A 22,314-nucleotide genomic window follows, 5' to 3' on the forward strand; every position below is an offset into this window, starting at 1 on the left:
ATCAACGTGAATGGCAGATAAAGGCTATGCGCGCAGCGCCGTCAAATCATGGCTTCAAATCACAAAGGCGGCTTGCAAATGCTATTTTCGCCTCGGGCGAAACGGCCTGCGCACTCATTCCAATCCGGCTTTCCATCCATGCCGCATCAAATTTTCCTGGCCGCGTCCGCCGTTTTCGCGCATGAACTCTTCCGCCACCTATTCATTTTCCAATAGCGAATATACCGCCTCCGGCGCGCCCTTTTCCCGGAACCTGAAGAACGCGCAGGGCGAATCGGGATGGCGCAAAACGCAGCCAGTGGGTGAAGCAGGCTGAAGGCCCCTATTTAGCTCCTCTATTCATAGCATGAGGTCCTAGTGGAACGTGCGCAACCACCCGTTTTCATGGCTTTGAATTTGCTCCTTTTTTATCATGCCAACCCTGCCCCGGGGCCTTCCTGCAAGCGCCTGGGCCTGCGCGCTCGCCGGAATGCCTGCGTTTCCGCCCGCCATCAAGCACATTGCGCTGGCACAGCCTTTTCCGGGCGATAAATTCAGCGCAGGCGCCGCATTTTCAAAAACCCGTTCCTGAAAACTGAAGCGCATGAAAAACCGCCTGCGTATCACAGGCGGTTTTATTTTTGACGCCCGGCTTGAGCGCCCGGCGGATCAGGCGGGAAGAAATGGATAGTCAATATAGCCATGCTCGCCGCCGCCAAACAGGGTGGGGCGGTCCGGGGCATTGAGCGCGGCGTTTTGCTCAAAACGGCGCGGCAGATCGGGATTGGCCAGGAAAAGCGAACCATAGGCGATCAAGCTGGCAATGCCTTTTTGCAACTCGGCTTCGCCGCTTTCACGAGTGTAAGCCGTGCCTGCCACAAGTGTATGTGAAACGAGTTTGCCGAATATCTCAATCTCATCGCCTTGCGGATAATGCGGCAGCAGCGGGAACATGGGGCTGCGTTTCATCAACTCCACAAAAGTAAAATCAAGCTGGTTCAGCTCGTTGATCAAATAAGTGTAAGTTGCCAAGGGATCATCGAACGCAATGCCCGCGTAAGGGTGCAACGGGCTGATTTTGATGCCGACTTTGCCGCCGCCCACGGCGGCAATCAGCGCGCGCATGACTTCCAGCGTGAAACGCGCTTTATTGGCGATGCTGCCGCCATATTCATCCGCGCGGTGGTTGGCGGAATCAGACAAGAACTGCTGCGGCAAATAGCCATTGGCGGCATGCAGCTCCACGCCGTCAAATCCGGCGGCCACGGCATTTTGGGCCGCCTGGGCGTAGTTGGCAATGATCTGGCGAATTTCCGGCAGCGCCAGTTCGCGCGGCGTTTCATATTCCTTCATGCCTTGCGAGGTGAAATGCTGCGCGCCTTCAATTTTGATGGCCGAAGGCGCCACGGGCAATTGGCCGCCGCGATCCACGGAATGGCCCACGCGGCCAGTGTGCCAGAGCTGGGCGAAAATGATTCCGCCTTTTTCATGCACGGCCTGCGTGACTTTGCGCCAGGCGGCAATCTGTTTTTCTTCAAACAGGCCGGCGTGAGCGGGCTGCCCAATGCGTTGGCGGAAATATTGATGGCTTCCGACAAAATCAGGCCCGCGCTGGCGCGCTGGGCATAATACTCCGCCGTCATGGAGCCAACCACGCCGTGAATATCAGCGCGGCTGCGCGTCATGGCGGCCATGACCATGCGGTTTTTCAGCATCAATGACCCCATCCGGAATGATTCAAGCAGTTTCATGCGTTTTCTCCTGAAAATGGTTTGGCGAATTCAACTCCGCAATTAGCTGATTGACATCAGCGCATTTTCTTCATTTCGCCAAATGGAGCCTGTCCAGCTCATGGCGCCGGCCCGGTAACCAATCAGCAGCAAAACGGCATTCCGGGCGCCGAATGCGCTCATTTCGGAATCCTTTATGCAAATATATGAAGGGACTGACAGTATATTTCCCTTTCGCAGAAATAATGCGCAATAAAATGGAAAATACTGTTCATTCAACGGAACAATCATGCTGATACTGGATGACATGGCGCTTTTTGTGGCCGTGGCGCGGGCTGGCAGCTTCACGCAGGCGGCGCAGTCGCTGGAGATGCCCAAGTCCACGCTGTCGGCGCGCATCAGCCGGCTGGAGCAGCGCATGGGCTTGCCGCTGCTCAAGCGCAGCACGCGCAAGGTGGAGCTGAGGGCGGCGGGCCGCCTGTATTTCAACCGGGCCGACGCGCTTGTGAGCGAAGCTGGGCTGTTGCATGAGCAGCTGGGCCGTCTGCTGTGCGAGCCGCAAGGGCTGCTGCGCCTTTCCGTGCCTGTGAACTTCGTGCATGAATTCATTGCGCCGTATCTTGGGGAGTTCTGCGAACGGTTTCCGCTCATTCAGCTCTCTTTTGATGTGACGCCGCGCAAGGTCAATCTGATCAGCGAGAGGTTTGACGTGGCCATTCGCGCAGGCAAGCAGCCGGATTCAGGGCTGGTGCAGCGCCTGCTGGTCATGTTTTCAGGCGGGCTGTATGCCGCGCCTGCCTATGTGGCGCGGCACGGCGAGCCGCTGGAGCCTGCCGATCTGGCCCGGCACCAGTGCCTTCGCTTTCCACCAGGTTTTGATGATGTGTGGGAGTTGCGCCACGCGCATGAAATGGCCGCCCAGGCAGACGGCGATTCGGCCAATGGCACAACGATTGACGGCAACACGCCCCGCAATCACGCAGCATCCGCGTGAATGGCCGCATTGCTTCCAACAGCCTGGGATTGAACTTGCGCCTGGCGCTGCACGGTTTTGGCATCGCAGCGCTGCCCGACGCGCTGGCCGCTCCATATGCGGCGCAAGGCCGTCTGCAAGCGCTGCTGCCAGGCTGGCAGACACGCGCCGTGCCGGTTTACGCATTCACCGCCAACAAACTGCTGCCCGCCAGGGCGCAGGCGTTCATCGACTTTCTGAAAGAAAAGCTGGCCGGATTAGCTGTTTAAAAAAGCCGCCTGATTTTGCATGAGCTTCAGAAAACAACACAGCCGCCCTTCCTTCCATAAAGCATGGCATTGAATGCCATTCAGCTCACGGAAGGAAAGGCGGCTGTAATTCTGCTTAGTGATCTATCTCTCAGGCCACAGTGAACGCGGCGGGCGGTTCTATATGCGGCAAAACCAGCGAGGGACGCGGCTGGCGGACTTTGGCGACAGGAGCCATGACATACGCTTTGCCACTGATCACGCGCTCACCTTTCTGATTGGTTACCTCGCAGTCGAGAGTGACGCGCTTTTTGGCTGCCTCCAAAGAAGCCACCGTGACGCTGGCCGTCAGCTCGTCACCGATGTGAACCGGGCGCATAAATTGCAAGCTTTGCTCCAGGTAAATCGTTCCAGGCCCAGGCAATTGGGTGCCCAGCACAGCCGAAATAAGCGCCCCGCCCAGCATGCCATGCGCAATCACGCCATGGAAAAGGGTGTCACGGGCATACGCGACATCCAAATGCGCCGGATTCACGTCGCCCGATACGGCGGCGAAAGCCAAAATATCCTGTCCTGTCACTTGCCGCGTCATTCGGGCCGATTGGCCGACGCGCAGTTCGTCAAAGGTCACGTTTTCAATCCACTCGTGGGCGGATGCATTGCTTTGTGTTTCAGGTTTCATGGTGTCAACAACAGCCTCCTGCTCTGTATTTTGCACGCCAATGCTCTCCTTGCATAGCTCGGCTTCCCTTATTGCACGAACGCACCAATGCGCATATAATCGCGCCCTGCAATGCATGGGGGGGTAGCTCAGCTGGGAGAGCGCCGCGTTCGCAATGCGGAGGTCGGGAGTTCGATCCTCCTCCTCTCCACCACATATCAAAAAGCCAACCATTTCTGGTTGGCTTTTTTTTCTTGGGCCGTCCAATGAAAAAACCGAAGGCTTGCCATCCAGCCCCGGCGCGGGTGGCAGGCTGGTTTACGGCGGGCAACTCAATTGGACAAGCGCCGCTTGCCATTTGTCTGTCCGCCTGAATTTCAAAGGCGCCAGGCAAAAGCAGCCAATAAAAAAGCAGCCTTCACGGCTGCTTTTTTATTGGGCTGGCGGAGGCGGTGAGATTCGAACTCACGAACGGTTGCCCGTTGCCGGTTTTCAAGACCGGTGCAATCGACCACTCTGCCACACCTCCTTCCCGGTGAAGAAACGCGCTTATTTAAGCTTCACTTCCTTGTATTCCACATGCTTGCGGGCCTTGGGGTCGAACTTGGTGATCGACATTTTCTCCGGCATGGTTTTCTTGTTCTTGCTGGTGGTGTAGAAGTGGCCGGTGCCAGCCGTGGATTCCAGCTTGATTTTTTCGCGTCCGCCTTTGGAAGCCATGATATTTCCTTTGTTTGTTCAGAAAACGGGATCAGGCCTGGCCGCGAGCGCGCATGTCAGCGAGCACGGCGTCAATGCCTTTTTTGTCAATCAGGCGCAGCGCAGCGCTGGTGACGCGAAGGCGCACCCAGCGGTTTTCGCTTTCAACCCAGAAACGGCGGTATTGCAGGTTCGGCAGGAACCGGCGCTTGGTTTTGTTGTTGGCATGGGAAACGTTGTTGCCAACCATGGGCTTCTTGCCCGTGACTTCGCACTTGCGTGCCATATTGGATTGCTCCGTTTTAATAACAGCCGGGGCTGGACGCCGCGCAACTCCCAGCCGCTGGCTGGCTGCAACTCGCCCCGTGCTTGACCTCGCCAGGAAAGGGTGGCGGTATCCCTTCTTTTTTGCCTTGGGTTGATTTGGCAAAGCGGCGGATTATAGCGGTGCATCCACGCCATTCGCCAGCAGCTCTCAGCCCTGCTGCTCCAGAAAGCGCTGGGCGTCCAGCGCCGCCATGCAGCCTGTGCCAGCGCTGGTAATGGCCTGGCGATAAATGAAGTCCTGCACATCGCCTGCGGCGAAGACGCCAGGCACGCTGGTTTGCGTGGCAAAGCCGTGGCGTCCGCACTGGGTGACGATGTAGCCGTTTTCCAGCTCAAGCTGCCCCTGGAAGATGCCGGTGTTGGGCGCGTGGCCAATGGCGATGAAGCAGCCATGCACGGCCAGCTCCTGCGTCTGGCCGCTGCCCGTGTCTTTCAGGCGCACGCCCGTCACGCCCATCGCGTCGCCCAGCACTTCGTCCAGGGCGGCGTTGAGCTTCAGCTCGATTTTTCCTTCGCGCACTTTTTCATGGAGGTGATCCACCATGATGGGTTCGGCGCGAAAGCTGTCTCTGCGGTGCACCAGATAGACCTTGCTGGCGATGTTGCTGAGATACAGGGCTTCTTCCACTGCGGTGTTGCCGCCGCCAATCACGCAGACGGGTTTGCCGCGATAGAAAAAGCCGTCGCAAGTGGCGCAGGCGCTCACGCCGCGCCCCATGTAGGCCTCTTCAGAAGGCAGACCCAGGTATTTGGCCGTGGCGCCGGTGGCGATGATGAGGGCGTCGCACGTGTAAACCGCGTTGTCGCCCGTCAGGGTGAAGGGCCGGGCGGACAAATCGGCCGTGTGGATATGGTCCATCACCAGTTCGGTGCGAAAGCGCTCGGCATGCGCTTGCAGGCGCTGCATCAAATCAGGCCCCTGCACACCAGCCACATCAGCGGGCCAGTTGTCCACTTCAGTGGTGTTCATAAGCTGCCCGCCCTGGGCCATGCCGGTAATGAGCACGGGCTGGAGATTGGCGCGGGCGGCATAGATGGCGGCGGTATAGCCGGCAGGGCCGGAGCCAAGAATGAGAAGGCGGATGTGTCGGGTTTTCATGGAGATGGCGGCAGGTGGTTTCACGCACCGGAGTGCAAAAAGGATGTGCAAAAATAGTAGCAAAAACCCGTCAATCGAAACATTTGCGGGAATAGGCGGATTTTAAGAACTGGTTCGAAATCCGGTCGCAAGAGGCAAGTGCGGTTCAGAATGGGCTGCAAGGCACAGGCGGGCGTGACATCCCGGCGAGGATTTGCGAAGCCCAAGAGCGCCCGGCCCCGCGCTTTTCGCGCCCACGGACAGACTTTGAACAGGTTCCAAAAGATTGCCTGGCCGCCATTCGCCAGCCCGCCAGAGGGGTTCATCAAAAAAATCAAGGAATTGAAGTCATGTCCATGCTCTCCAATCTGGATTTGGTTCGCCGGGTCCCTTTGTTTTCAACGTTGTCAGACGAGCAGGCCGCGCAAGTGGCAGAGGCGGTGGTCAAGCGCCGTTTCAAACGCGGGCAAACCATCGTCGAACAGGGGCAAAGAACGGACACGCTGTTCATTTTGCTGAATGGCCGCGCCCGCGTGATCATGACCCGTGGCAATCGCGAGGTCATTCTGGCCTCCCTGCATCCGGGCGACCACATTGGCGAAATGAGCATGATCGACAATGCCCCGCACTCGGCCACCGTGCGGGCTGACATACAGACCGACACGCTCACGCTCAGCCGCGACGCATTCATGCAGTGCCTGCCCGATGGCTCATCCATCGCCTACGCCATCATGTACGGGCTGGTGCAGCGGCTGCGGCAGGCAGACCGCCAGATCGGATCGCTGGCGCTGATGGACGTATATGGCCGCGTGGCCCATGCCTTGCTGGACTTCGCCGTGGACCAGGGGCACGGCGAGCTGGTCGTGCAGGAAAAGATATCGCGCCAGGACCTGGCCCGCATGGTGGGCGCCTCGCGCGAGATGGTCAGCCGCGTGATCCGGGGCCTGGAAGAAAGCAACTTCATCCGGCAGCAAAAAGACGGCACCATCCTCATCGTCTCGCGCGACAGGCTCTGAAAGGCCGTCTCAAAAGGGGCAGCTCGAATGTGGCGCAGACAAAAGAATCAAAGGGCACAAGCGCCACATAGCTGTAAACATGATGGGGCTGCTGCTGGCCATGGTGGTGCACTCGGCTGGCATTCAGGACCGTGCAGGTGCCAAGGCGTCACTGGTGAGGCTGCTCTTGCGCTTTGCGTGTCTCAAGGCCCCCCTTTTGTGGATGGCAGCTACACGGGCACTAGGGCCTGTTGAGAATCCCCTCTTATGCTGCAATCCCGCCATGGAAAGAAGAGTATTGAGCGACAAGCAGTGGGCACTGATGGCCCCGCACTGCCTGGGCAAGCCTGGCGATGCAGGGCCAAGAGGCACGGACAAGCGTTTGCTTGTAGAGGCCGTGCTGTGGATCGTGCGCACAGGCAGCCCCTGGCGCGATTTGCCTGAAGAATTCGGCAAATGCAACACCGTTTTCAAACGCTTTCGTGACTGGGTCAAGGCCGGTATCTGGCAAAAACTCTTTGATGCTGTCAGCGGCCAGCCGGATATGGAATACGCCATGGTCGATGCCACGATCGTGAAAGTGCGCCGTCACGGCCAGGGCGCAAAAGGGGGACTCAAAGCCAGGCCATAGGGCACTGGCGCGGGGGCGTGAGCACCAAGATACTGGCCTTGTGCGATGCGCTGGGCAATCTGGTCAAGTTCGCTCTGATGCCAGGCCAGCGGCATGACAGCAAAGGAGTCGAAGAGATGATCCGGAACCAAAAGTTTGAGGCGCTGCTGGCGGACAAGGCGTTTGGTGTCCAATGGCTGATAGAGCCATTACAAGCGCAAGGCGTGCCAATCGTGATCTCGCAAAGGCCCGATCGACGCCAGCTTCAAGGCGGTGATCTATCTGGCTTCGGCTGTGATTCAATCTCGGTAATTCTCAACAGGCCCTAGCACGGGGTGAGGGTTGAGTGCTTTTCGAATTGCTGCTATCGCATCCCGTTCACTACGAAAAATAGCCAACTCGAAGAGCAGGTTCAGGTTGGCACTCCCGGTTTTTTTGATCGGCACATGCAGGGACAGAGCACAGCCATCCAGTAGATACCCTAGCTAGGGTGCTTACCAGCTAGGAACCATCCTAGCTAGACAAGAACTGAGCGTGTTTTTACGCTGCATGCTGTTCCAACACGTTCACCGGAGTTCAGACCATGAGAGTAGGCGCATACGGCCCTGGCCATTCCTGTTCCCAAGCGCATTTTTGCAGCCCCACCCAGGCAGCTTCCGCCAAAGTGGACAACAGCCGGGGCTATCCGATAGGCGACGGCACGTTTGCCGACAGCGCCAGGGGCATAGCGCCACAAAAAGATCTGGATTTACAACTATCCATGATGGCCAATGATGCGTACGAATCAGAAAAAACGAAGCTGACTCATACGCAATCCGAAAGGGAGTTGAGAAATGCTGGGTGGCAGCGCCTGCGTCCAGCAGGTGATCATTTTGTGGATGGCAATAACAATAATGTTTACATTTCTAACCTTACGCCTGACATGCTGCGTGATGAGCAGAGTGGTTTTGATGCCGCCATCTATCAGAATGACAAAGGGCAGTATGTCGTTGCATTTCGTGGCACGGATAATTGGTTTGGCGAAAAAGGTCCAGGCTGGGACAGTAAAGCCAATTTTGGTCAAGCCTCAAACTTGAAAACCAAACAATATGAACAGGCGAGACTTCTGGCGTGGACCGCCATTGACGCTTTTGGCGAAGGCAACGTAATTTTCACGGGGCATTCTCTGGGTGGAGGTTTGGCGTCAGCCGCCATGGTGGCAACGGGCGCGCCTGGCGTGACTTTCAATGCAGCTGGCTTGAGCGACAACACCTTGCGCAGTCTTGATCCGAGCAAGACTCCCAATGCCCTTCGTGAGGAATTGGCCAACAACGGCCAGATTCGCCGCTACAACATAGAAGGCGAATTGCTGACGGGAATTCAGCAAGGGGTGATGCTCGCACCCGACGCCGTAGGGCATGAATGGCGCTTGGAAGCTCCAAAAGGCGCTTCCAAAATCCCTGTATTGAATTCCGTGGAGTTGCATGGAGGCAGAGGCGATGGCCAGGCTTATGTCGAAGCCATGCGCGAAGGCGCCCCTTATCACCCAGCAGGCAAGCCGCTTCCTCTTTCTGCGACAGAGCATCTCGGAGAAGCCGGATTCAACTTGCTGACATCGGCGGGGAGTAACGCTTTTGAAGCTGGTTTCAATGCGGGCAAGATATTTAATGAGAGGAGCCAGGCCGTCGGCGCCATCTTCCAAAATGAAATCGCCAAGGGGCATGTGCTGTCTGGAAGCATCCAGGCAACGGGTGAAGTGGCTGATGGCATTCTGGATGCAGGCGCTGGCGTTGTAAGAGAAGGCGGCGATTTCGTGGGCGATGCGGTCCGCGAAGGAGCCTCGTTTTTTGGCAACGTGCTGCGCGATACAGGCAAAGCACTCGGCCTTGAAAAGCCGTTCGGCCAAGCAGCCTCATTCGTTGAATCAGTGGGCGAGCGTGCCAATGCATTGATTGACGGCGTAAGCCGCGAGGCTGCCGTGCTGATTGACAAGGCGGGCGATGGCATCAAATGGGTCGCTGGCAAAGCCGCCGACGGTGTGAAATGGGCCAGTGGCAAGCTGGCTCAGGGCGCGCAATGGCTGGGCGACAAGGTGACGCAAGGCGCACAGAAGATCGGCAGCGCCATCAGCCATGGCGTGCAAAAGGTGGGCAATGCCCTTGCCGGTATCGGCAAAACGATTGCAGGCTGGTTTTGATAGGCCAGGTCTGAGAACCCGTTCACGATTTATCCGTTGATGCGAAGCGGCCTCGGGTGCCCTGTTGCGTTGTAAATCCTCGTGGAAACACGAAGCCCGTTTGTGGTTTGCGCCTGGCAGCTCCTCCCGAGCCGCTTTTTCGCCTCTCACAACCGCTGAACAGGTTCTGAGATTTGATTAGAAAGAAGACGCTTGGCAGCCCGCGCAGGCGCTTTTCTTTTAATCGCTACCATGGCTTTCTCCCTTTATTTCCTACGTAACATGATGCGCAGACGATGGATGCTTCTGTCCACGCTGGCCTTTATGGCTGCCTCGGCCTGCGGTCAGCAAGGTTCAGATATGAGCAATGAAAAATTCGCGACTCCAAAGGATGCAGCGCTATATCAGGCGGCAGCCAAAGGTGATTTGACGCAAGCGCGTCAGCTGCTGGCCGAAGGTGCGAGCCTCAACAGCCGCAATGCCAGAAAAATGACGCCGCTGGACGTTGCCATGGTGGAAGGCAACCGCCGCGCCTTTGACAGCCTGCTGGAGCTGGGAACGGATCCCACCTGGCTGGGCGACGCGCGCGACACCTCCATGCACCTGGCCGCCAAGCTGGCTGACAGCCGCTGGCTGGCCGCGCTACTAGAGCGAGGATTCCCTACCGAAGTAAAAAACCGATTGGGCGAAACACTCCTGTTCCCGGCTTTGGGGCCCAGCACTCAGGCCAACGTGCAACTGCTGCTAGATGCAAAAGCCGATGTACATGCACGCACGAAGGATGGCCGCACGCTACTGCACCATGCCGCAATGATTGGCAGCTTTGCCGATATTCCGCGTCTGCTGGAGCTGGGAGTGGATCCGCGCGCAGTCAACGCGGCTGGCAATACCTTCCAGCGCTATTTCTTCACAGGGCCGCGCGACCCTGAAGTAGAGAAAAAAGTGCGCGCCTGGCTACACGACCACGGCATTGCCGTGGAAGAGCGGCGCAAATAACAAATGCGCGAACGGCGGATGCTTCCGCCCAACGCAGGGCTGGATGGCGGCTTCGGCTTGCGGGCAGCCCGGTTCAAGCGTGGCGATGGCCATTAAGGGCATCCAATCCGCCCGCCTTGTGCGGCATGTGCGGCAAGGCTTGCAGGAAGATGCGGCGCGCCATTTCCGCCATTGCCCCATTTCCTTTTCACATTCATTGAAAAACGGGCCAAGCGCGAACCCAAGGCCCCGCCGAACCTTGCCCGCTGCCCGGCAGGCTCTTTGAAGGATGTCCAAGCAAGCCAGCGAAGCACGTCCGCTTTGAAGCTGTCACCCTCTGGTTCGTCTGCCAGGCCATCAAAAACAGGAGCTGATTTATAGGGCGCCAAAACGGCGCCAGCGCCCATTTCACTAGGACATCACGCTATGGATTCGGGAGCTGAAAACAAGCTTTCCCGATGCCCCCCACAGGCCTTAAGCCAGCATCTGGCGGGCCAGCGCCACGGCTTCGGGCAAGGTGGCGGCGGCGGCAATGCGAACGGGGCTGGCGCCGGCCTGCTGGCGGCCTGATGCCAGCAAGGCGGCGCGGGCGGCCTCGTCGCCAATCACGTAAACGTTGCCCCGGCAATACTGGTGAAAGGCCGCCAGGTGGCGTTTCATCCAGAGCGCGGCGGCTTTCTTTTCTTCGGGCGATTCGCCTTTGTGGCTGATGTAGGCGTTCATGTCGCACACCACGGCAAAGGGTTGCTGGCGTTGCAAGGCGGCTTCCAGCGTGTCCAGCCACTGGCGGGCGCGCTCCAGCCCCGGCTGCCCCGGCTGGCGCCCGGGCAGGCGCGCCAGCAGAACGGGCCACAGGGAAAAGTCGGCCTGAAAGCCGTCCACGCCCGGCGCGGGAAAGCCGGGCGGTTCAGGCGCTTGCGCGTTCATGCAGGCATCCGGATTCGAGTTCATGCGGTTCACCATTGGTAGTCGAGTTCGGCGCTGATGGCGCGGGCCTGGCCCCAGTTGCAGTAGCTGGCGCTGGAGCAGGCGGCAAAGCGGCGGTTGGCCAGATTGGCGGCGCGCACGGAAAGCGTCAGGTGCGGGCTGATGGCGTAGTGCGCGGCGGCATCCAGCAGGGTGTGGCCAGGCACGCGCAAGGTGTTGGCCGCATCGGCCCAGGCGCTGCCGGTGTGGCGCACGCCCAGGCCCAGCCGCAGCCGGGGCGTGAAGGCGCGCTCGGCCCACAGCGCAGCCGTGGCGCGCGGCATATTGACAGGGCGCTTGCCCAGATCAGCGCCGTTGCTGGCAGTGATTTGGGGCGCCAGCCAGGTCAGGCTGGCATGGATATGCGTGGCTTGCGCCAGCGCGGCGCGCCCTTCCAGCTCCAGCCCGCGCGTGCGCTGCCGGCCCGACTGCGTCATGCACGGGCCGGGGCCGGTGGCGCTCATGCACATGTGCATGGGGTCGGCATCGGGCGTCAGGGCGTTTTTCTGCTGGATGCTGAAAGCGGCGGCGGCCAGTTGCAGCCGCCCGTCTTCAGAGGCGTATTTCAGCCCCGCTTCCCACTGGCGCGCGCGCAGGGGGCGGTAGCCCTGGCCGTCGGCCATCAGCCCCGCCTGCGGCAAAAAAGATGTGGCATGGCTGGCGTAGGCCACCCACTGCGGCGTGATGTGCCACGAAAGCGCGGCGCGCCCCGTGAAGGCATCGTCTTGCTGGCCAATCGCGGCGCTGGCGGCCCGCCCCATGAGCTGGCTGGCGCGCTGGCTGCGGGTGCGGGCCGTGTCGTAGCGCCCGCCCAGGGTGAGGGCGAGAGGGCCGTGGCGCATTTGGTCTTGCACATAAACGCCCGTCTGGCGGGCGTGATCCAGCGTTTCGGCCCATAAATGGGCCGTGGCGGGCGATGCGGGCGCGGCCACGGCCAGCCCGTACACGGGGTTGCGGATGCGAATGGGCGGCACACCCGCAAAGCTGAAGCCCATTTGCTGCGTCAGGCGGCTTTGCATGTGATCCAGCCCCAGCAGCAGGCGGTGCGCCACGGGGCCGGTGCGCGCCTGGCCTTCGATGGCGGTGTCGGCCATCAGCGCCTGCGTGCGCGAGCCGGCATGCAAAGCCGTGCGCGCCAGCGTGTCAGGCGGAACCAGGGCGGCAGCGGCCAGCCCCTGCACGGCCGCTTGCGAGGCAATGCGGCGCAGCGCGTGCCGCAGCGTCCAGCCCGCGCCCAGCGCGTGCTCGAAGTCGTAACCCAGCGTGGTTTGCGTGCGGCTGAAGTGGCTGAAAGCCGGATCGCCCACAAAAAAGCGGCGCGGCACGTAACCGCCATCCGGCAAGGGTGACAGCACGCCTTGCGCGGGCAGGCCGCCGTAGTAGCCGCCGCGCGGGTCTCTCTGGTAGCTGGCCAGCAGCGTCAGCGCCGTTTGCGGCCCGATCTGCCAGCGCAGCGAAGGCGCCAGCGCCAGGCGGCGCGATGAAACGTGATCGATCTGGTTGTTCTGCGCCCGCCCCAGCGCGGCCAGCCGCCAGGTGAAGCGCCCGCTGCCGTCTCCTGCCGCGCCGCCCGCATCCAGCCGCAGCTCGCGCCGCTGCCAGTTGCCCAGCGTCACGCTGGCCTGCCGGTGCGCCTTCGCCTGCGGGCGTTTGGACAAGGCATTGACCAGCCCGCCCGGCAGGCTTTGCCCGTAGAGCATGGAGCCAGGGCCGCGCAGCACTTCCACGCGCTCCAGCAGCCAGGGATCGAACTGCGGCAGGCTCAAATTGCCCACGCCGAACGAAGCGCGCATGCCATCCAGAAACAGCGCGCCGTTATAGGTTTGCCCGCGCAAGCTGAAAAAGTCGTACCGGCTGGAATCGTTGCCGCCGCCAGGCATGGCGTGCAGGCCCGGGCTGTAGGCCAGCGCCTGCCCCAGCGTGACCGCGCCGCTGGCCTGCAAATCGGCCTGCGTGAGCACGGAAACGGACTGGGGCGTCTCCAGCAAAGGCGTGCGCGTTTTGGTGGCGCTGGCGGCCTGCCGGGGCAGGCGGCCATTGGGGCCGTCGTCGTATTCAGCGCCGCCCGGGCGCTCGCGCACGATGACGGCATCCAGCGTGTCATGCCTGTCAGACGCGCCCCCGCCCGCTGGCGCTGCCGCATCTGCAGCAAACGCAGCAGGCCAGGCCAGCGCCGCCGCGCAAGACAAAAGCAAAACCCGGCCCTGAATGGCAGGTGCGTGCATGGTGTTTCTCCTCCATTGAATCCAGCTGCAACAAAGGAAAAGTCTGCGCACGCACACGGCCCGGCGCTTGCAGAAAACGGCGAATCATTTTCATTTGGCGGCAGGTTTTCCCAGCCGCCCGCACGCCGCAAGCCATCGCTTATTTCGCTTCTGTTTCGAGAGCAGTCAAGCCCGTCAAACCGTGCGGCAGAGGCATTTTCGGAGCCTTCCATTTGCTCTTGTTCTTGAAGTGAAACCGGGGCACTGGCCGCACTCACGGCCAGGCTCTGAACAGGCTCTCAAGCCCCGCCCTGCCCTGCCTGCTGCGCCAGGCGCTGGCGCAGGCGGCCTGGCGTTTCGCCGAATTGCGCTCTGAAGGCCGTGCAAAAGTGTGCTGCGCTGCTGAAGCCCAGCCGCTCGGCGGCCAGCGCCACGGGCAGGCCCTCGTCCAATACCAGGTGCCGCCCTTGCAGCAGGCGTTGCTGGCGCAGCCAGACAAAGGGCGATGCGCCGAATTCGCGGCCGAAGCTTTCGCTCAGGGCGCGCGCGCTCATGCCGGCCTCGGCGGCCATATCGGCCAGCGTCCAGGCGCGGGCCAGGTCGGCTTGCAGCGCTGCGGCCAGGCGCAGCAGGCGTTCGCGGCGCGAGGGGGCGCGCGTGCCGGTGAGCGCCGCGATGCCTTGCACGAAGATGGCTTGCGCGGCCGCTTCCAGCCGCAGCAGTTGCAGCGGCTGGCGCGGGTCGCTGTCCAGGATGTCGCCGGCCAATTGCAGGCTGCGCGCGTCGGCGGCCACTTGCACCTGGCGCAGCGGCTCGTGGCGGGCGAACAGGCTGTCAAACCAGCTTTCCAGTTGCCGCGCGCGCAAGTCGGGCCGCAGCATGCTCACGCCGACCACGCGTATGGCGCAGGCGCTGGCTTGCGCGCTCCAGGGCAGCGGCTCGCGCACGGCCAGCACTTGCATGCCCAGCGCGCGCGGCTCGCTCACGCAGTCGCCGCAGTGCAGCCGCAGGCCGCCGCGCGCCAGCACGGTGACGTAAAGGCCCGCCTGCACCTGGCGCGCCGCCGGGTGCGCGCCCAGCGCCAGCGGCGGATGGTCGGCGCCGCGCACCAGCAAGTGCAGCCGCTCGCTGCGGTGTTCCACAAAGCGGGCGGGCGTGGCGGCAGGGGGCATGGCTTTAAAAAGAGGAGCGAATTCAGGGGGCCAGAAAAGGGCGCTTGCGCACGTTTGACTAGGACCTCATGCTACGAATCAAATAGCGAAATCAGCCTGCCGTTTCAGCCTTCTTCCATGCCTTCTTCTGCGCCTTCTTCCGCCGCCTGGCTGGCTGGCGCTTGGCCTTCTTTGCGCGGCGGCAGCGGGGCCAGGTAGCCCACCACGAGCATGAGCGCGCCCACGCCGATGAAGGCAAAGATGCGCTCGCCGCCGCCGCTGTTGGCCAGGTCCACCGCAAAGAGCTTGAGCACCACCAGGCCCAGCAGGCCCGCGCCGCTCATCCACAGCACGCGCTGGCGGCGGCGGTGCGCGGTCACCATCAGGGCCAGCGCCAGCAGCGTCCACCACAGCGAGTAGCCCGCCTGCACGACAAAGCTGCCGCCCAGCGCCTGCGACGACCAGCGCACGCCAAACCAGTGGTGCGCCACGCGCAGCCACAGCGTGTTGGCGGCAATGAAGGCGCTGCCGCCCAGCGCGGCCCAGAAAAGCGGCGCGGTCAGCCACTGGCGCGCGCCTTCAATGCGCGGGTGCGCGGCCAGCACGGCGCGCCGCCACAGCAGCACGCTGCCCAGCGCGGCCAGCACGCTGGCATCCACCGGATTGAGCAGGGGCGCATAGGGCAGCGGCGGCGCGTTGCCCGCTGCGGTGCAGGCCACGAACAGCGCTTGCAGCACGGCCAGCACGGCCAGGGGGCGCGCGGCCGTCCACAAATAAGCCCCGGCATGCGGGCGCAGCGGCCACTGGCGCGGCGGGCGGCTGGCCCAGGCCGTCAGCGCCCACAGCACAGCGGCGCAGGCGGCCAGCGCAAGCGCGACGCGCCAGTCGCCGGGCGGGTTCAGGCGGTGCAGTGCGTCCCGCATGGCATCGCCCAGCACCAGCAGCGCCAGCCACACGCTGGCCGGGTGGCGCAAGGCAGGCACGCGGATGGGCGCCGCCCCGCGCCCCGCATGCCCTTCGCGCCCCGGCCGCTCATCGCGCCGCGCAAATTCGCCCGCCAGCTTTTCGCCCATCCACATGAACAGCCATTGCAGCGCCAGCGCCAGCGGCCAGAGTACGGGGCCAAGGCCGTCCAGCGCGCGCTCGTCCATGCCCCACAGCGCCAGCAAGGCCAGCCACAGCGCGGGCAGCGCCAGGCGGCTGGGCCAGACGGCATCCGCCCAGCGCCAGCGCGCGGCGGCCCACAGCGCCAGCGCGGCCGAAAGCAGGCCCGACAGCACCGTCAGCTGCAAGGCCACGCCGTCTGAAAACACGGGCGGCAGGCCCGCTGCGGGCACGCGGCTCCATTCCTGATACCAGGCCAGGCACCACAGCGCAAAGCCATACAGCAGCAGCGGCAGGCCCAGCTGCGCCTCCAGCTCCTTCCACGCGCGCTCCCAGCGGCTGCCGTGCGGCGGCTCGCCTTCATCCAGCGGCGCGCGCAGCAGCCAGGCGCACAGCAGCGCCGCCAGCGCCAGCGTGGCCACGTGCATGAAGGCCGGATGCGCCAGCGGCCATGCGCCTTCAGGCGGCCCATCCAGCCCGGACAGCAGCGCCAGCGCCGCCACCGCCTGCAAAGCCAGCCCGAAGGCGCGCGAGAGCCAGCGCGACTGGCGCACACCCACCCAGAAAGCGGCCGCGCCCTCCAGCGCCCAGGCCAAGCCCGTAGCCCGCGCATCCAGCGCCAGCGGCGCGGCCAGCGTGACAAAGCCCACGCCCAGCGCCATGAAGCATGTGGCCATCAAATGCCAGCGCCAGCGCGCCGCCTCACCCATGCTGGCCAGCCAGCCCCATAGCACCCAATACGCCACGCCAAAGCCCAGCGCCGACCAGGCCGCGCCGTATTCCAGATGCCGCACCATGCCCGCCTGCAAGGCAAAGCCGGCCAGCGGCACGCCAAAAACCAGCGCGGCATCCACCACGGCGCGGCCCGGCGGCGTCTCTTGCGCGGCGCGCAGGCGGGCATACAGCAGCGCCACGGCCACGTAAATCACCATGAACGCCAGCAAAAAGGGCTGCGCCGTGCCCCACTCTGGCGGCGTGTAGCGCAGCACGCCCCAAACCGTGGCAATGCCGAAAGTCGATACCGCCCCCAGCCAGTTCAGCTCGCGCCAGGCGCGCCGCGCCGCAATGGCCGCAATGCCCAGCCCCAGCAGCGTGTAGTAGCCAAACAGCGCCACGTGGCTGCCCTGCCCTGTTGAAAGCAGCAGCGGCGTGGCAAAGCCGCCCGCAAACGCCAGAAACGCCAGCGCCCGCGCGTTTTGCCCCAGCGCCAGCGCGCAGCCGCCCGCGCACACCAGCACCATGAGCGCGAAAGCGCCCACCTGCGAGGCCATCACCCCCAGCCGGAAGGCGGCAAACACCGTCAGATACAGCACCGCCACGCCCGCGCCCTGAAGCGACAGGCCAAACCCCGGTTTGCGCAAGCGCTGCCGCCAGCCCACCGCCAGCAGCGCCGCCCCCGTGGCCGCCACCGCCAGCAGCCGCAGCGGCAGCGGCAGCAGCCCCGCCTGCGCCGCGTAGCGCACCAGAAACGACAGGCCGATGAACAAAATCACCAGCCCGATGCGCACGATGGCATTGCCGCCCAGCAGCCAGCCTGCGGCGCGGGCGATCCAATCGTCGCCGTCGCCCTCTTGAAGAACGCCGTGCGGCGCCCGCACGCGCTGCGCCACGGCGGGGCGCTGCGCATGAACGGCCTGGGCGCGGGCGGATGGGGCGGGCTGGGCAGATTCCGGCGCGGGCGCAACGGGTTCCGAAAGCGGCGCGGCCAGCACGGGCGGTGTGTCAAAGAAGGAATCGCGGAAATCCGGCGGCGCTGGCGGCTCCGGCAGCTCCGGCGGTAGTGGCGGCATATGCGCGGGCCAGTCCGCCGCAGCCGCTGGCGCAAGCGGCTCGGCCCCCGGCGGCATGGCCGTGGCGTCAAACGCGGCAGGCGCCGCTGAAGATGCAGCGGGCGCGGCGGGCACGGAAGGCACGGCAGGCGCGGCCATTTCGCCCTCCGCCCCTCTCGCGGCCCGCCGCACCCGGCGATCACGCTCATGCAGCGCCGCCCATTCCTTGCGCACCAGGGCACGCACCACAAGCTGCAACGTCCAGCCCATCAGCGCGCCCAGCATCAGCCCCCCCAGAATGAAGGTTCTGCTATCGCCGCCGCCACGCGCCAGCAACGCCCCCAGAAACATCCCCCACAGCAGTCCCCAAATCACCATTCGTTGCTCCTTGCCAGGCCCGCCGCCTGCGGGCGCAGACTTTACCGCCCGCCTCCGCCGCTTCCAGCCTCCCCCGGCCAGCGTTGCGCGCTTTTCGCACCCGCAAAAGGTTTGCAGCGCGGCAAATCGTGCGCAGTCTCACTGAATGAGTGAAAAGGCCATGAATCAACTCATCTATTCATAGCATGATGTCCTAGTAGAAACTGCGCGAAGCGGCTTTTTGCCCCCCTTGAATTTGCTCCTCTTTTTGATAAACAGGGCGGCGGGCGCTCAAAGCCCCAGCGTGTCGGCCAGCGCGTTCATGCGCTGCGTCACGTCTTCGTCCATGCGGATCACGCGGCCCCATTCGCGCTGCGTTTCGCCGGGCCATTTGCTGGTGGCGTCCAGCCCCATCTTGCTGCCCAGGCCCGCCACGGGGGAGGCAAAGTCCAGGTAGTCGATGGGCGTGTTTTCCATCAGCAGGGTGTCGCGCGCGGGGTCCATGCGGGTGGTGATGGCCCAGATCACGTCTTTCCAGTCGCGCGCGTTCACGTCTTCATCGACCACCACGATGAATTTGGTGTAGAGAAACTGCCGCAGGTGGCTCCACACGCCCATCATCACGCGCCGCGCGTGGCCTGCGTAAGCCTTGCGGATGCGCACCACGGCCAGGCGGTAGCTGCACCCTTCGGGCGGCAGGTAAAAGTCCAGGATTTCGGGAAACGCCTTTTGCAGCAGGGGCACGAACAGCTCATTGAGCGCCAGGCCCAGCACGGCCGGCTCGTCCATCGGCTTGCCGGTGTAGGTGGAGTGGTAGATGGCGCCCTGCCGCAAGGTGACGCGGTCGATGGTGAGCACGGGGAATTCGGCCGTTTCGTTGTAGTAGCCGGTGTGGTCGCCATACGGCCCCTCGGTGGCGTGGCGCCAGCCGCTGGGGTGGCTGGCGTCGGGCTGGATGTGGCCTTCCAGCACGATTTCTGCGTGCGCAGGCACTTGCAGCGGCACGCCCAGCGCGGGGGCCACTTCGGTGCGCGCGCCGCGCAGCAGGCCCGCGAACTGGTATTCCGACATGGCGTCCGGCACGGGCGTGACAGCGCCCAGCAGCGTGGCCGGATCGGCCCCAATGGCCACGGCCACCGCAAAAGGCTGGCCGGGCCGCTGCACGCGGTGCTCGGCAAAGTCCAGCGCGCCGCCACGGTGCGCCAGCCAGCGCATGATGACTTCATTGCGGCCAATGACCTGCTGGCGGTAGATGCCCAGGTTCTGCCGCGCCTTGGCCGGCCCGCGCGTGATGGTCAGGCCCCAGGTGATGAGCGGCGCCACATCGCCCGGCCAGCAGTGCTGCACGGGCAGGCGGGCCAGATCGACCTCATCGCCCTCCCACACCACTTGCTGGCACGGCGGCTGCCGCACGGCGGCCGGGGCCATGTGCCACAGCGTTTTGATCAGCGCGCGCTTGCCCCACAGCTCTTTCATGCCGCGCGGCGGCTCCGGCTCCTTCAGCGCGGCCAGCGCCTCGCCCAGCGCGCGCACTTCGCTCACATCCGCCAGCCCCATCGCCCGCGCCACGCGCTGCGGCGTGCCAAACAGGTTGCCCAGCACGGGCATGGCGTATTCGCGCTGCACGCTGCCTGGCTTTTCAAATAACAGCGCCGGGCCGCCCGCGCGCAGCACGCGGTCGCACAGCGCCGTCATTTCCAGATGCGGCGAAACCGGCTGGGCAATGCGGCGCAAATCGCCATCGGCTTCCAGCAGGGCCATGAAGGAGCGCAGGTCTTGGTAGTGCATGAAACAAGCAGAGAAAAACGGGCGGGAATTGTGCGCCTGGATACGCCCGGCATGGAGCGCAGGGGCGCTTGTTCGGCACGCTGGCGCTGCCTGACGGTTCACGGCAGTGAAAACCCCTATTTCAACCATGCGGGCGGCCATCACCCAGTAATCACACCAGCTTGTTTTTACGTATGCCAAGGCGCACGATGCCGCCCATCTCAACCACTCCCAAGAAGTCCGCACCCTGTCCAACGCCATACCGCACCTTCCTGCCGCGCCTGTCCTTCCGCCCGCAGCAGACGCGCCAGCCGCTCCGCCTGCCCCCGCGCAGCCTGCGGCCAGCAGCCCCGTGCCGCAGCCGCCCGCATCCGGCGGCAGCTCCCTGACTGAAATGGCGCTCAACCCCTGCGGCCAGCACAGCGCCAGCCCCCACGCCGCAGGCCAGGCCGCAGGCGCAGACCTCACGCCCGCCCAGCAACAGGCCTGCAAGCACAACGAAAACCTCCGGCAACAACTGAACCCGCAGGACTGGTCACAAGTGCTCTACCAGATAGGCAAAAACACCAAGAAACTGGAAGGCGCCACCTTCAGCAAAGGCATCGTCACGCTCAAAGGCGACAAGGAGGCCCTGGCTGGCGCCGCCTATGACAAGGCGCTCAAGGAAAAACCTGAGGAAACGCCAAAAAATTACCTCAGGCTTTCCACCCACAAGGTCGGCCCCAATCCGAACAGCCAATCCACCATGAGCGATGAAATGGCCCAGAAAATCAACAAGAAACACGGCGCCAGCATCAACTTCGAGCAAATATCCAACTACGAAGGCGGCCAGGCCCTGCGCGGTTATGTGCCCTGGTGGCCCATTATCAAGAGCATCAGCAAGAATGGGGCCATCACGGTTTTGCTGAATTTTCAGGAAGACAAAAAAGGCAATTTCATTACCAAGGAGGATGGCACCAAGATACTGAATGGTTCCAGCCAGTCGGGCGTGACAATCGGCACAGGCGTGGATTTGGGGCAGCAAAAGCCTGTTGCTTATAAAGAACGTCTGAAAGCCTTTGGCGTATCACAGGAATTGATTGACAAACTGGAACCCTATATGCACCTCAAGCGGGCGGAAGCGGGGGAATACCTGCTGGCGCATCCGTTGACTGTGACCAAAGAGGAGGCGGACTTGCTGGATGCCGAAATGAAAGACGATCATTTGAAAAATACCATCGCAGAATATGGCGACATCGTAAAAGATATCAAAAAGCACCGCACATTCAAGGAGCTTTCTTCGGCGGAACAAACCATTTTGTTTTCAAGGCATTATCAGGATGGCAACATCAAGAAAGGCGCTTCCAGAGAAATTGCTGAATTTCTGGCACAGGGTCTGGTACAAAACGCCCTTGATAAATTGAACACGAAGCATTACAGGGACGATTCACACAAAAATCGTATTCCTTTGGAGCATGCCGATTTGCAGGCCTGGTTCAATACCATTAATGCCGAGGAGTACAAGGTCAAACAGGACGATGAAAAGGCTACGCCAGCTTCCGCAGATCAAACGCCCGCGCAGCCGCAAACCCCCACTCCTTCAGCGCATCCAGGCCGGAGGCATCGTAAATGATGCGCTGGAAACATCCAGCCTCATGGGCGCTGGCCATCGCCAGCGCCCTGATCATGGCTGCACCTGCCCGATGCGAGGAGTCTTCCCATCCGTCTATTGAAGGCACTTATGTGCTGATTCAAAGCATCCCGGAAGTGAATATAGATGCCAAGGAATTTTCGCAAGAGTTATTTTTCCCGCACCAGAAAATCTATTTCGCCGATTTAGGCGTAATGGAAGAGGAAGGATACGATGTTTTCCAGGGACAGAATCAATTAATTATGACCATCTACCCCCCTTTTCCAATGGCCATGTGCCGGCAGGAACGATGGAAATATGATTGCCAGAACAACGGCACCTATATCCCCTTTGAGCCAATAAAGCAAGAAATGGGCGCTAGAAGCAGTCTCCCTCTTGACGATGAAATGGAAGACCTGGCTCCCATATTGAAATCACGAAATTCAAAGGCGGAACGAAAGGATATCATCCGATATGGAATGACTTTCTTTGATAAATCTGGTGGCTATCTCATGTTCGCTATCGATAAAGACACTCTGGTCAATCATGCTCCCCAGTACGATCCCAACGTGCCAGACGACGCAGATGCCTCCGAGCGGATGATTACCACGCTTCAGATATTCAAGCGCATTCCGGATGATCCAAAGCCGCCCCGAAACAAATCGCCTGCCCGTCAAAGGGCGAATAATTGAATGGCTCGCGCGGCAGCGCGACGGCCAAGCATGCAGGTCTTGCCATAAATGCCCGCCATCGGCCCCAGAACCTGTTTGCAATCTGTCTGTGGTTGCGAAAAACGCAGACTTAGGCGGATGATGGGTCTTGCAATCCACCTCAATCCGCACTTCTGCCCCTCACGGCCAGATCATGAACTGACGCACTTACGCCCGCCTGGGCGAAGATTCCGCACTGGCCAGCTTTTTTCTGGCCGACCTGGAACAGGTGGGCAAGGTGCTGCAA

20 protein-coding genes, 2 tRNA genes and 1 pseudogene are annotated in these 22,314 nt (G+C 62.3%); 11 read left to right on the forward strand and 12 right to left on the reverse strand.

Features of this window, described 5'->3' with window-relative positions; genetic code table 11:
* Positions 1–10: 10 nt before the first annotated feature.
* On the forward strand, positions 11–316 hold the full coding sequence (locus ADJ79_RS01305) for a hypothetical protein (protein WP_050714446.1): 306 nt from the start codon (positions 11–13) through the stop codon (positions 314–316).
* Between the two features lie 38 nt (positions 317–354).
* Here the strand turns inward: ADJ79_RS01305 and ADJ79_RS13760 are convergent, their stop codons facing one another.
* Both ADJ79_RS13760 and ADJ79_RS01310 read right to left on the reverse strand, forming a co-directional pair.
* Positions 355–585 (reverse strand): hypothetical protein, encoded by a 231-nt coding sequence (locus ADJ79_RS13760; protein ID WP_156303945.1) that lies wholly within the window; start codon positions 583–585, stop codon positions 355–357.
* A 63-nt stretch (positions 586–648) separates the two neighbouring features.
* Positions 649–1,730, reverse strand: a pseudogene (locus tag ADJ79_RS01310) (alkene reductase).
* 268 nt (positions 1,731–1,998) lie between these two features.
* Here ADJ79_RS01310 and ADJ79_RS01315 point away from each other — a divergent pair.
* Both ADJ79_RS01315 and ADJ79_RS15340 read left to right on the forward strand, forming a co-directional pair.
* On the forward strand, positions 1,999–2,703 hold the full coding sequence (locus ADJ79_RS01315) for a LysR family transcriptional regulator (protein WP_050714447.1): 705 nt from the start codon (positions 1,999–2,001) through the stop codon (positions 2,701–2,703).
* Positions 2,700–2,951 carry a LysR substrate-binding domain-containing protein gene (locus ADJ79_RS15340; RefSeq protein ID WP_050714448.1) on the forward strand — a complete coding sequence of 84 codons (252 nt, stop codon included), beginning with the start codon at positions 2,700–2,702 and terminating at the stop codon, positions 2,949–2,951. The genes ADJ79_RS01315 and ADJ79_RS15340 overlap by 4 nt, the downstream gene beginning before the upstream one ends.
* Before the next feature lie 130 nt (positions 2,952–3,081).
* Here the strand turns inward: ADJ79_RS15340 and ADJ79_RS01325 are convergent, their stop codons facing one another.
* The gene (locus ADJ79_RS01325; protein WP_050714449.1) at positions 3,082–3,612 is read right to left on the reverse strand and encodes a MaoC/PaaZ C-terminal domain-containing protein; all 531 of its coding nucleotides are present in this window, start codon (positions 3,610–3,612) and stop codon (positions 3,082–3,084) included.
* Between the two features lie 117 nt (positions 3,613–3,729).
* On the opposite strand from ADJ79_RS01325, the gene ADJ79_RS01330 reads away from it, so the two are divergent.
* Positions 3,730–3,805, forward strand: a tRNA-Ala gene (locus ADJ79_RS01330).
* Positions 3,806–4,032: 227 nt separating this feature from the next.
* Here ADJ79_RS01330 and ADJ79_RS01335 read toward each other — a convergent pair.
* The 4 genes from ADJ79_RS01335 to trxB all read right to left on the reverse strand — a co-directional run bounded on the left by ADJ79_RS01335 (position 4,033) and on the right by trxB (position 5,716).
* A tRNA-Ser gene (locus ADJ79_RS01335) sits at positions 4,033–4,120 on the reverse strand.
* 20 nt (positions 4,121–4,140) lie between these two features.
* Positions 4,141–4,311, reverse strand: coding sequence for a 50S ribosomal protein L33 (gene rpmG, locus ADJ79_RS01340; RefSeq protein ID WP_050714450.1), 171 nt, complete (start codon positions 4,309–4,311; stop codon positions 4,141–4,143).
* A gap of 31 nt (positions 4,312–4,342) precedes the next feature.
* Positions 4,343–4,576 (reverse strand): 50S ribosomal protein L28, encoded by a 234-nt coding sequence (rpmB, locus tag ADJ79_RS01345; RefSeq protein ID WP_050714451.1) that lies wholly within the window; start codon positions 4,574–4,576, stop codon positions 4,343–4,345.
* Between the two features lie 189 nt (positions 4,577–4,765).
* On the reverse strand, positions 4,766–5,716 hold the full coding sequence (gene trxB, locus ADJ79_RS01350; protein WP_050716330.1) for a thioredoxin-disulfide reductase: 951 nt from the start codon (positions 5,714–5,716) through the stop codon (positions 4,766–4,768).
* Between the two features lie 329 nt (positions 5,717–6,045).
* Here trxB and ADJ79_RS01355 point away from each other — a divergent pair, with 329 nt between their 5' ends.
* From ADJ79_RS01355 to ADJ79_RS01385, 5 genes are all read left to right on the forward strand, one after another.
* Positions 6,046–6,711, forward strand: coding sequence for a Crp/Fnr family transcriptional regulator (locus ADJ79_RS01355; RefSeq protein ID WP_050714452.1), 666 nt, complete (start codon positions 6,046–6,048; stop codon positions 6,709–6,711).
* Between the two features lie 262 nt (positions 6,712–6,973).
* A complete protein-coding gene (locus ADJ79_RS01360) occupies positions 6,974–7,321 on the forward strand; it encodes an IS5 family transposase (protein WP_050714453.1) in 348 nt (115 codons plus the stop codon).
* A gap of 17 nt (positions 7,322–7,338) precedes the next feature.
* Positions 7,339–7,629, forward strand: a complete 291-nt coding sequence (locus ADJ79_RS01365) for a transposase (RefSeq protein ID WP_050714454.1) — start codon at positions 7,339–7,341, stop codon at positions 7,627–7,629.
* Positions 7,630–7,883: 254 nt separating this feature from the next.
* Positions 7,884–9,476 carry an Mbeg1-like protein gene (locus ADJ79_RS12905; protein WP_082202789.1) on the forward strand — a complete coding sequence of 531 codons (1,593 nt, stop codon included), beginning with the start codon at positions 7,884–7,886 and terminating at the stop codon, positions 9,474–9,476.
* Between the two features lie 231 nt (positions 9,477–9,707).
* Entirely contained in the window at positions 9,708–10,451 is a 744-nt protein-coding gene (locus ADJ79_RS01385) for an ankyrin repeat domain-containing protein (protein ID WP_082202791.1), read from the forward strand.
* Positions 10,452–10,904: 453 nt separating this feature from the next.
* Here ADJ79_RS01385 and ADJ79_RS01390 read toward each other — a convergent pair whose 3' ends face one another.
* The 5 genes from ADJ79_RS01390 to ubiD all read right to left on the reverse strand — a co-directional run bounded on the left by ADJ79_RS01390 (position 10,905) and on the right by ubiD (position 19,769).
* Positions 10,905–11,381: a hypothetical protein gene (locus tag ADJ79_RS01390; RefSeq protein ID WP_156303947.1), complete on the reverse strand. Its 477-nt coding sequence runs from the start codon at positions 11,379–11,381 to the stop codon at positions 10,905–10,907.
* A gap of 5 nt (positions 11,382–11,386) precedes the next feature.
* Complete coding sequence (locus ADJ79_RS01395; protein WP_050714460.1) at positions 11,387–13,621, reverse strand: TonB-dependent siderophore receptor; 2,235 nt, start codon at positions 13,619–13,621, stop codon at positions 11,387–11,389.
* Between the two features lie 278 nt (positions 13,622–13,899).
* Complete coding sequence (locus tag ADJ79_RS01400; protein ID WP_050714461.1) at positions 13,900–14,772, reverse strand: helix-turn-helix transcriptional regulator; 873 nt, start codon at positions 14,770–14,772, stop codon at positions 13,900–13,902.
* Positions 14,773–14,876: 104 nt separating this feature from the next.
* Entirely contained in the window at positions 14,877–18,002 is a 3,126-nt protein-coding gene (locus ADJ79_RS01405; RefSeq protein ID WP_082202792.1) for a DUF2339 domain-containing protein, read from the reverse strand.
* 270 nt (positions 18,003–18,272) lie between these two features.
* Positions 18,273–19,769, reverse strand: coding sequence for a 4-hydroxy-3-polyprenylbenzoate decarboxylase (ubiD, locus tag ADJ79_RS01410; RefSeq protein WP_050714463.1), 1,497 nt, complete (start codon positions 19,767–19,769; stop codon positions 18,273–18,275).
* A gap of 331 nt (positions 19,770–20,100) precedes the next feature.
* Between ubiD and ADJ79_RS01415 the strand changes: the two genes are divergently transcribed.
* Positions 20,101–21,360 (forward strand): pesticin C-terminus-like muramidase, encoded by a 1,260-nt coding sequence (locus tag ADJ79_RS01415; protein WP_050714464.1) that lies wholly within the window; start codon positions 20,101–20,103, stop codon positions 21,358–21,360.
* Positions 21,357–22,049 (forward strand): hypothetical protein, encoded by a 693-nt coding sequence (locus tag ADJ79_RS01420; protein WP_050714465.1) that lies wholly within the window; start codon positions 21,357–21,359, stop codon positions 22,047–22,049. Before ADJ79_RS01415 ends, ADJ79_RS01420 begins: the two co-directional genes overlap by 4 nt.
* Positions 22,050–22,314: the final 265 nt, after the last annotated feature.

The sequence above is a fragment of the Ottowia sp. oral taxon 894 genome (assembly GCF_001262075.1).
Taxonomy (GTDB): Bacteria; Pseudomonadota; Gammaproteobacteria; order Burkholderiales; family Burkholderiaceae_C; genus Ottowia; species Ottowia massiliensis.

Bases quoted from the DNA above. Each gene is read 5' to 3' on its own strand.
- ADJ79_RS13760 (WP_156303945.1), bottom strand. From the start codon at position 585: ATGCGCTTCAGTTTTCAGGAACGGGTTTTTGAAAATGCGGCGCCTGCG.
- ADJ79_RS01395 (WP_050714460.1), bottom strand. From the start codon at position 13,621: ATGCACGCACCTGCCATTCAGGGCCGGGTTTTGCTTTTGTCTTGCGCG.
- ADJ79_RS01315 (WP_050714447.1), top strand. From the start codon at position 1,999: ATGCTGATACTGGATGACATGGCGCTTTTTGTGGCCGTGGCGCGGGCT.
- ADJ79_RS12905 (WP_082202789.1), top strand. From the start codon at position 7,884: ATGAGAGTAGGCGCATACGGCCCTGGCCATTCCTGTTCCCAAGCGCAT.
- rpmB (WP_050714451.1), bottom strand. From the start codon at position 4,576: ATGGCACGCAAGTGCGAAGTCACGGGCAAGAAGCCCATGGTTGGCAAC.
- rpmG (WP_050714450.1), bottom strand. From the start codon at position 4,311: ATGGCTTCCAAAGGCGGACGCGAAAAAATCAAGCTGGAATCCACGGCT.
- ADJ79_RS01390 (WP_156303947.1), bottom strand. From the start codon at position 11,381: ATGAACTCGAATCCGGATGCCTGCATGAACGCGCAAGCGCCTGAACCG.
- ADJ79_RS01355 (WP_050714452.1), top strand. From the start codon at position 6,046: ATGTCCATGCTCTCCAATCTGGATTTGGTTCGCCGGGTCCCTTTGTTT.
- ADJ79_RS01385 (WP_082202791.1), top strand. From the start codon at position 9,708: ATGGCTTTCTCCCTTTATTTCCTACGTAACATGATGCGCAGACGATGG.
- ADJ79_RS01360 (WP_050714453.1), top strand. From the start codon at position 6,974: ATGGAAAGAAGAGTATTGAGCGACAAGCAGTGGGCACTGATGGCCCCG.
- ADJ79_RS01305 (WP_050714446.1), top strand. From the start codon at position 11: ATGGCAGATAAAGGCTATGCGCGCAGCGCCGTCAAATCATGGCTTCAA.
- ADJ79_RS01405 (WP_082202792.1), bottom strand. From the start codon at position 18,002: ATGGTGATTTGGGGACTGCTGTGGGGGATGTTTCTGGGGGCGTTGCTG.
- ubiD (WP_050714463.1), bottom strand. From the start codon at position 19,769: ATGCACTACCAAGACCTGCGCTCCTTCATGGCCCTGCTGGAAGCCGAT.
- ADJ79_RS01325 (WP_050714449.1), bottom strand. From the start codon at position 3,612: ATGAAACCTGAAACACAAAGCAATGCATCCGCCCACGAGTGGATTGAA.
- ADJ79_RS01420 (WP_050714465.1), top strand. From the start codon at position 21,357: ATGATGCGCTGGAAACATCCAGCCTCATGGGCGCTGGCCATCGCCAGC.
- trxB (WP_050716330.1), bottom strand. From the start codon at position 5,716: ATGAAAACCCGACACATCCGCCTTCTCATTCTTGGCTCCGGCCCTGCC.
- ADJ79_RS01400 (WP_050714461.1), bottom strand. From the start codon at position 14,772: ATGCCCCCTGCCGCCACGCCCGCCCGCTTTGTGGAACACCGCAGCGAG.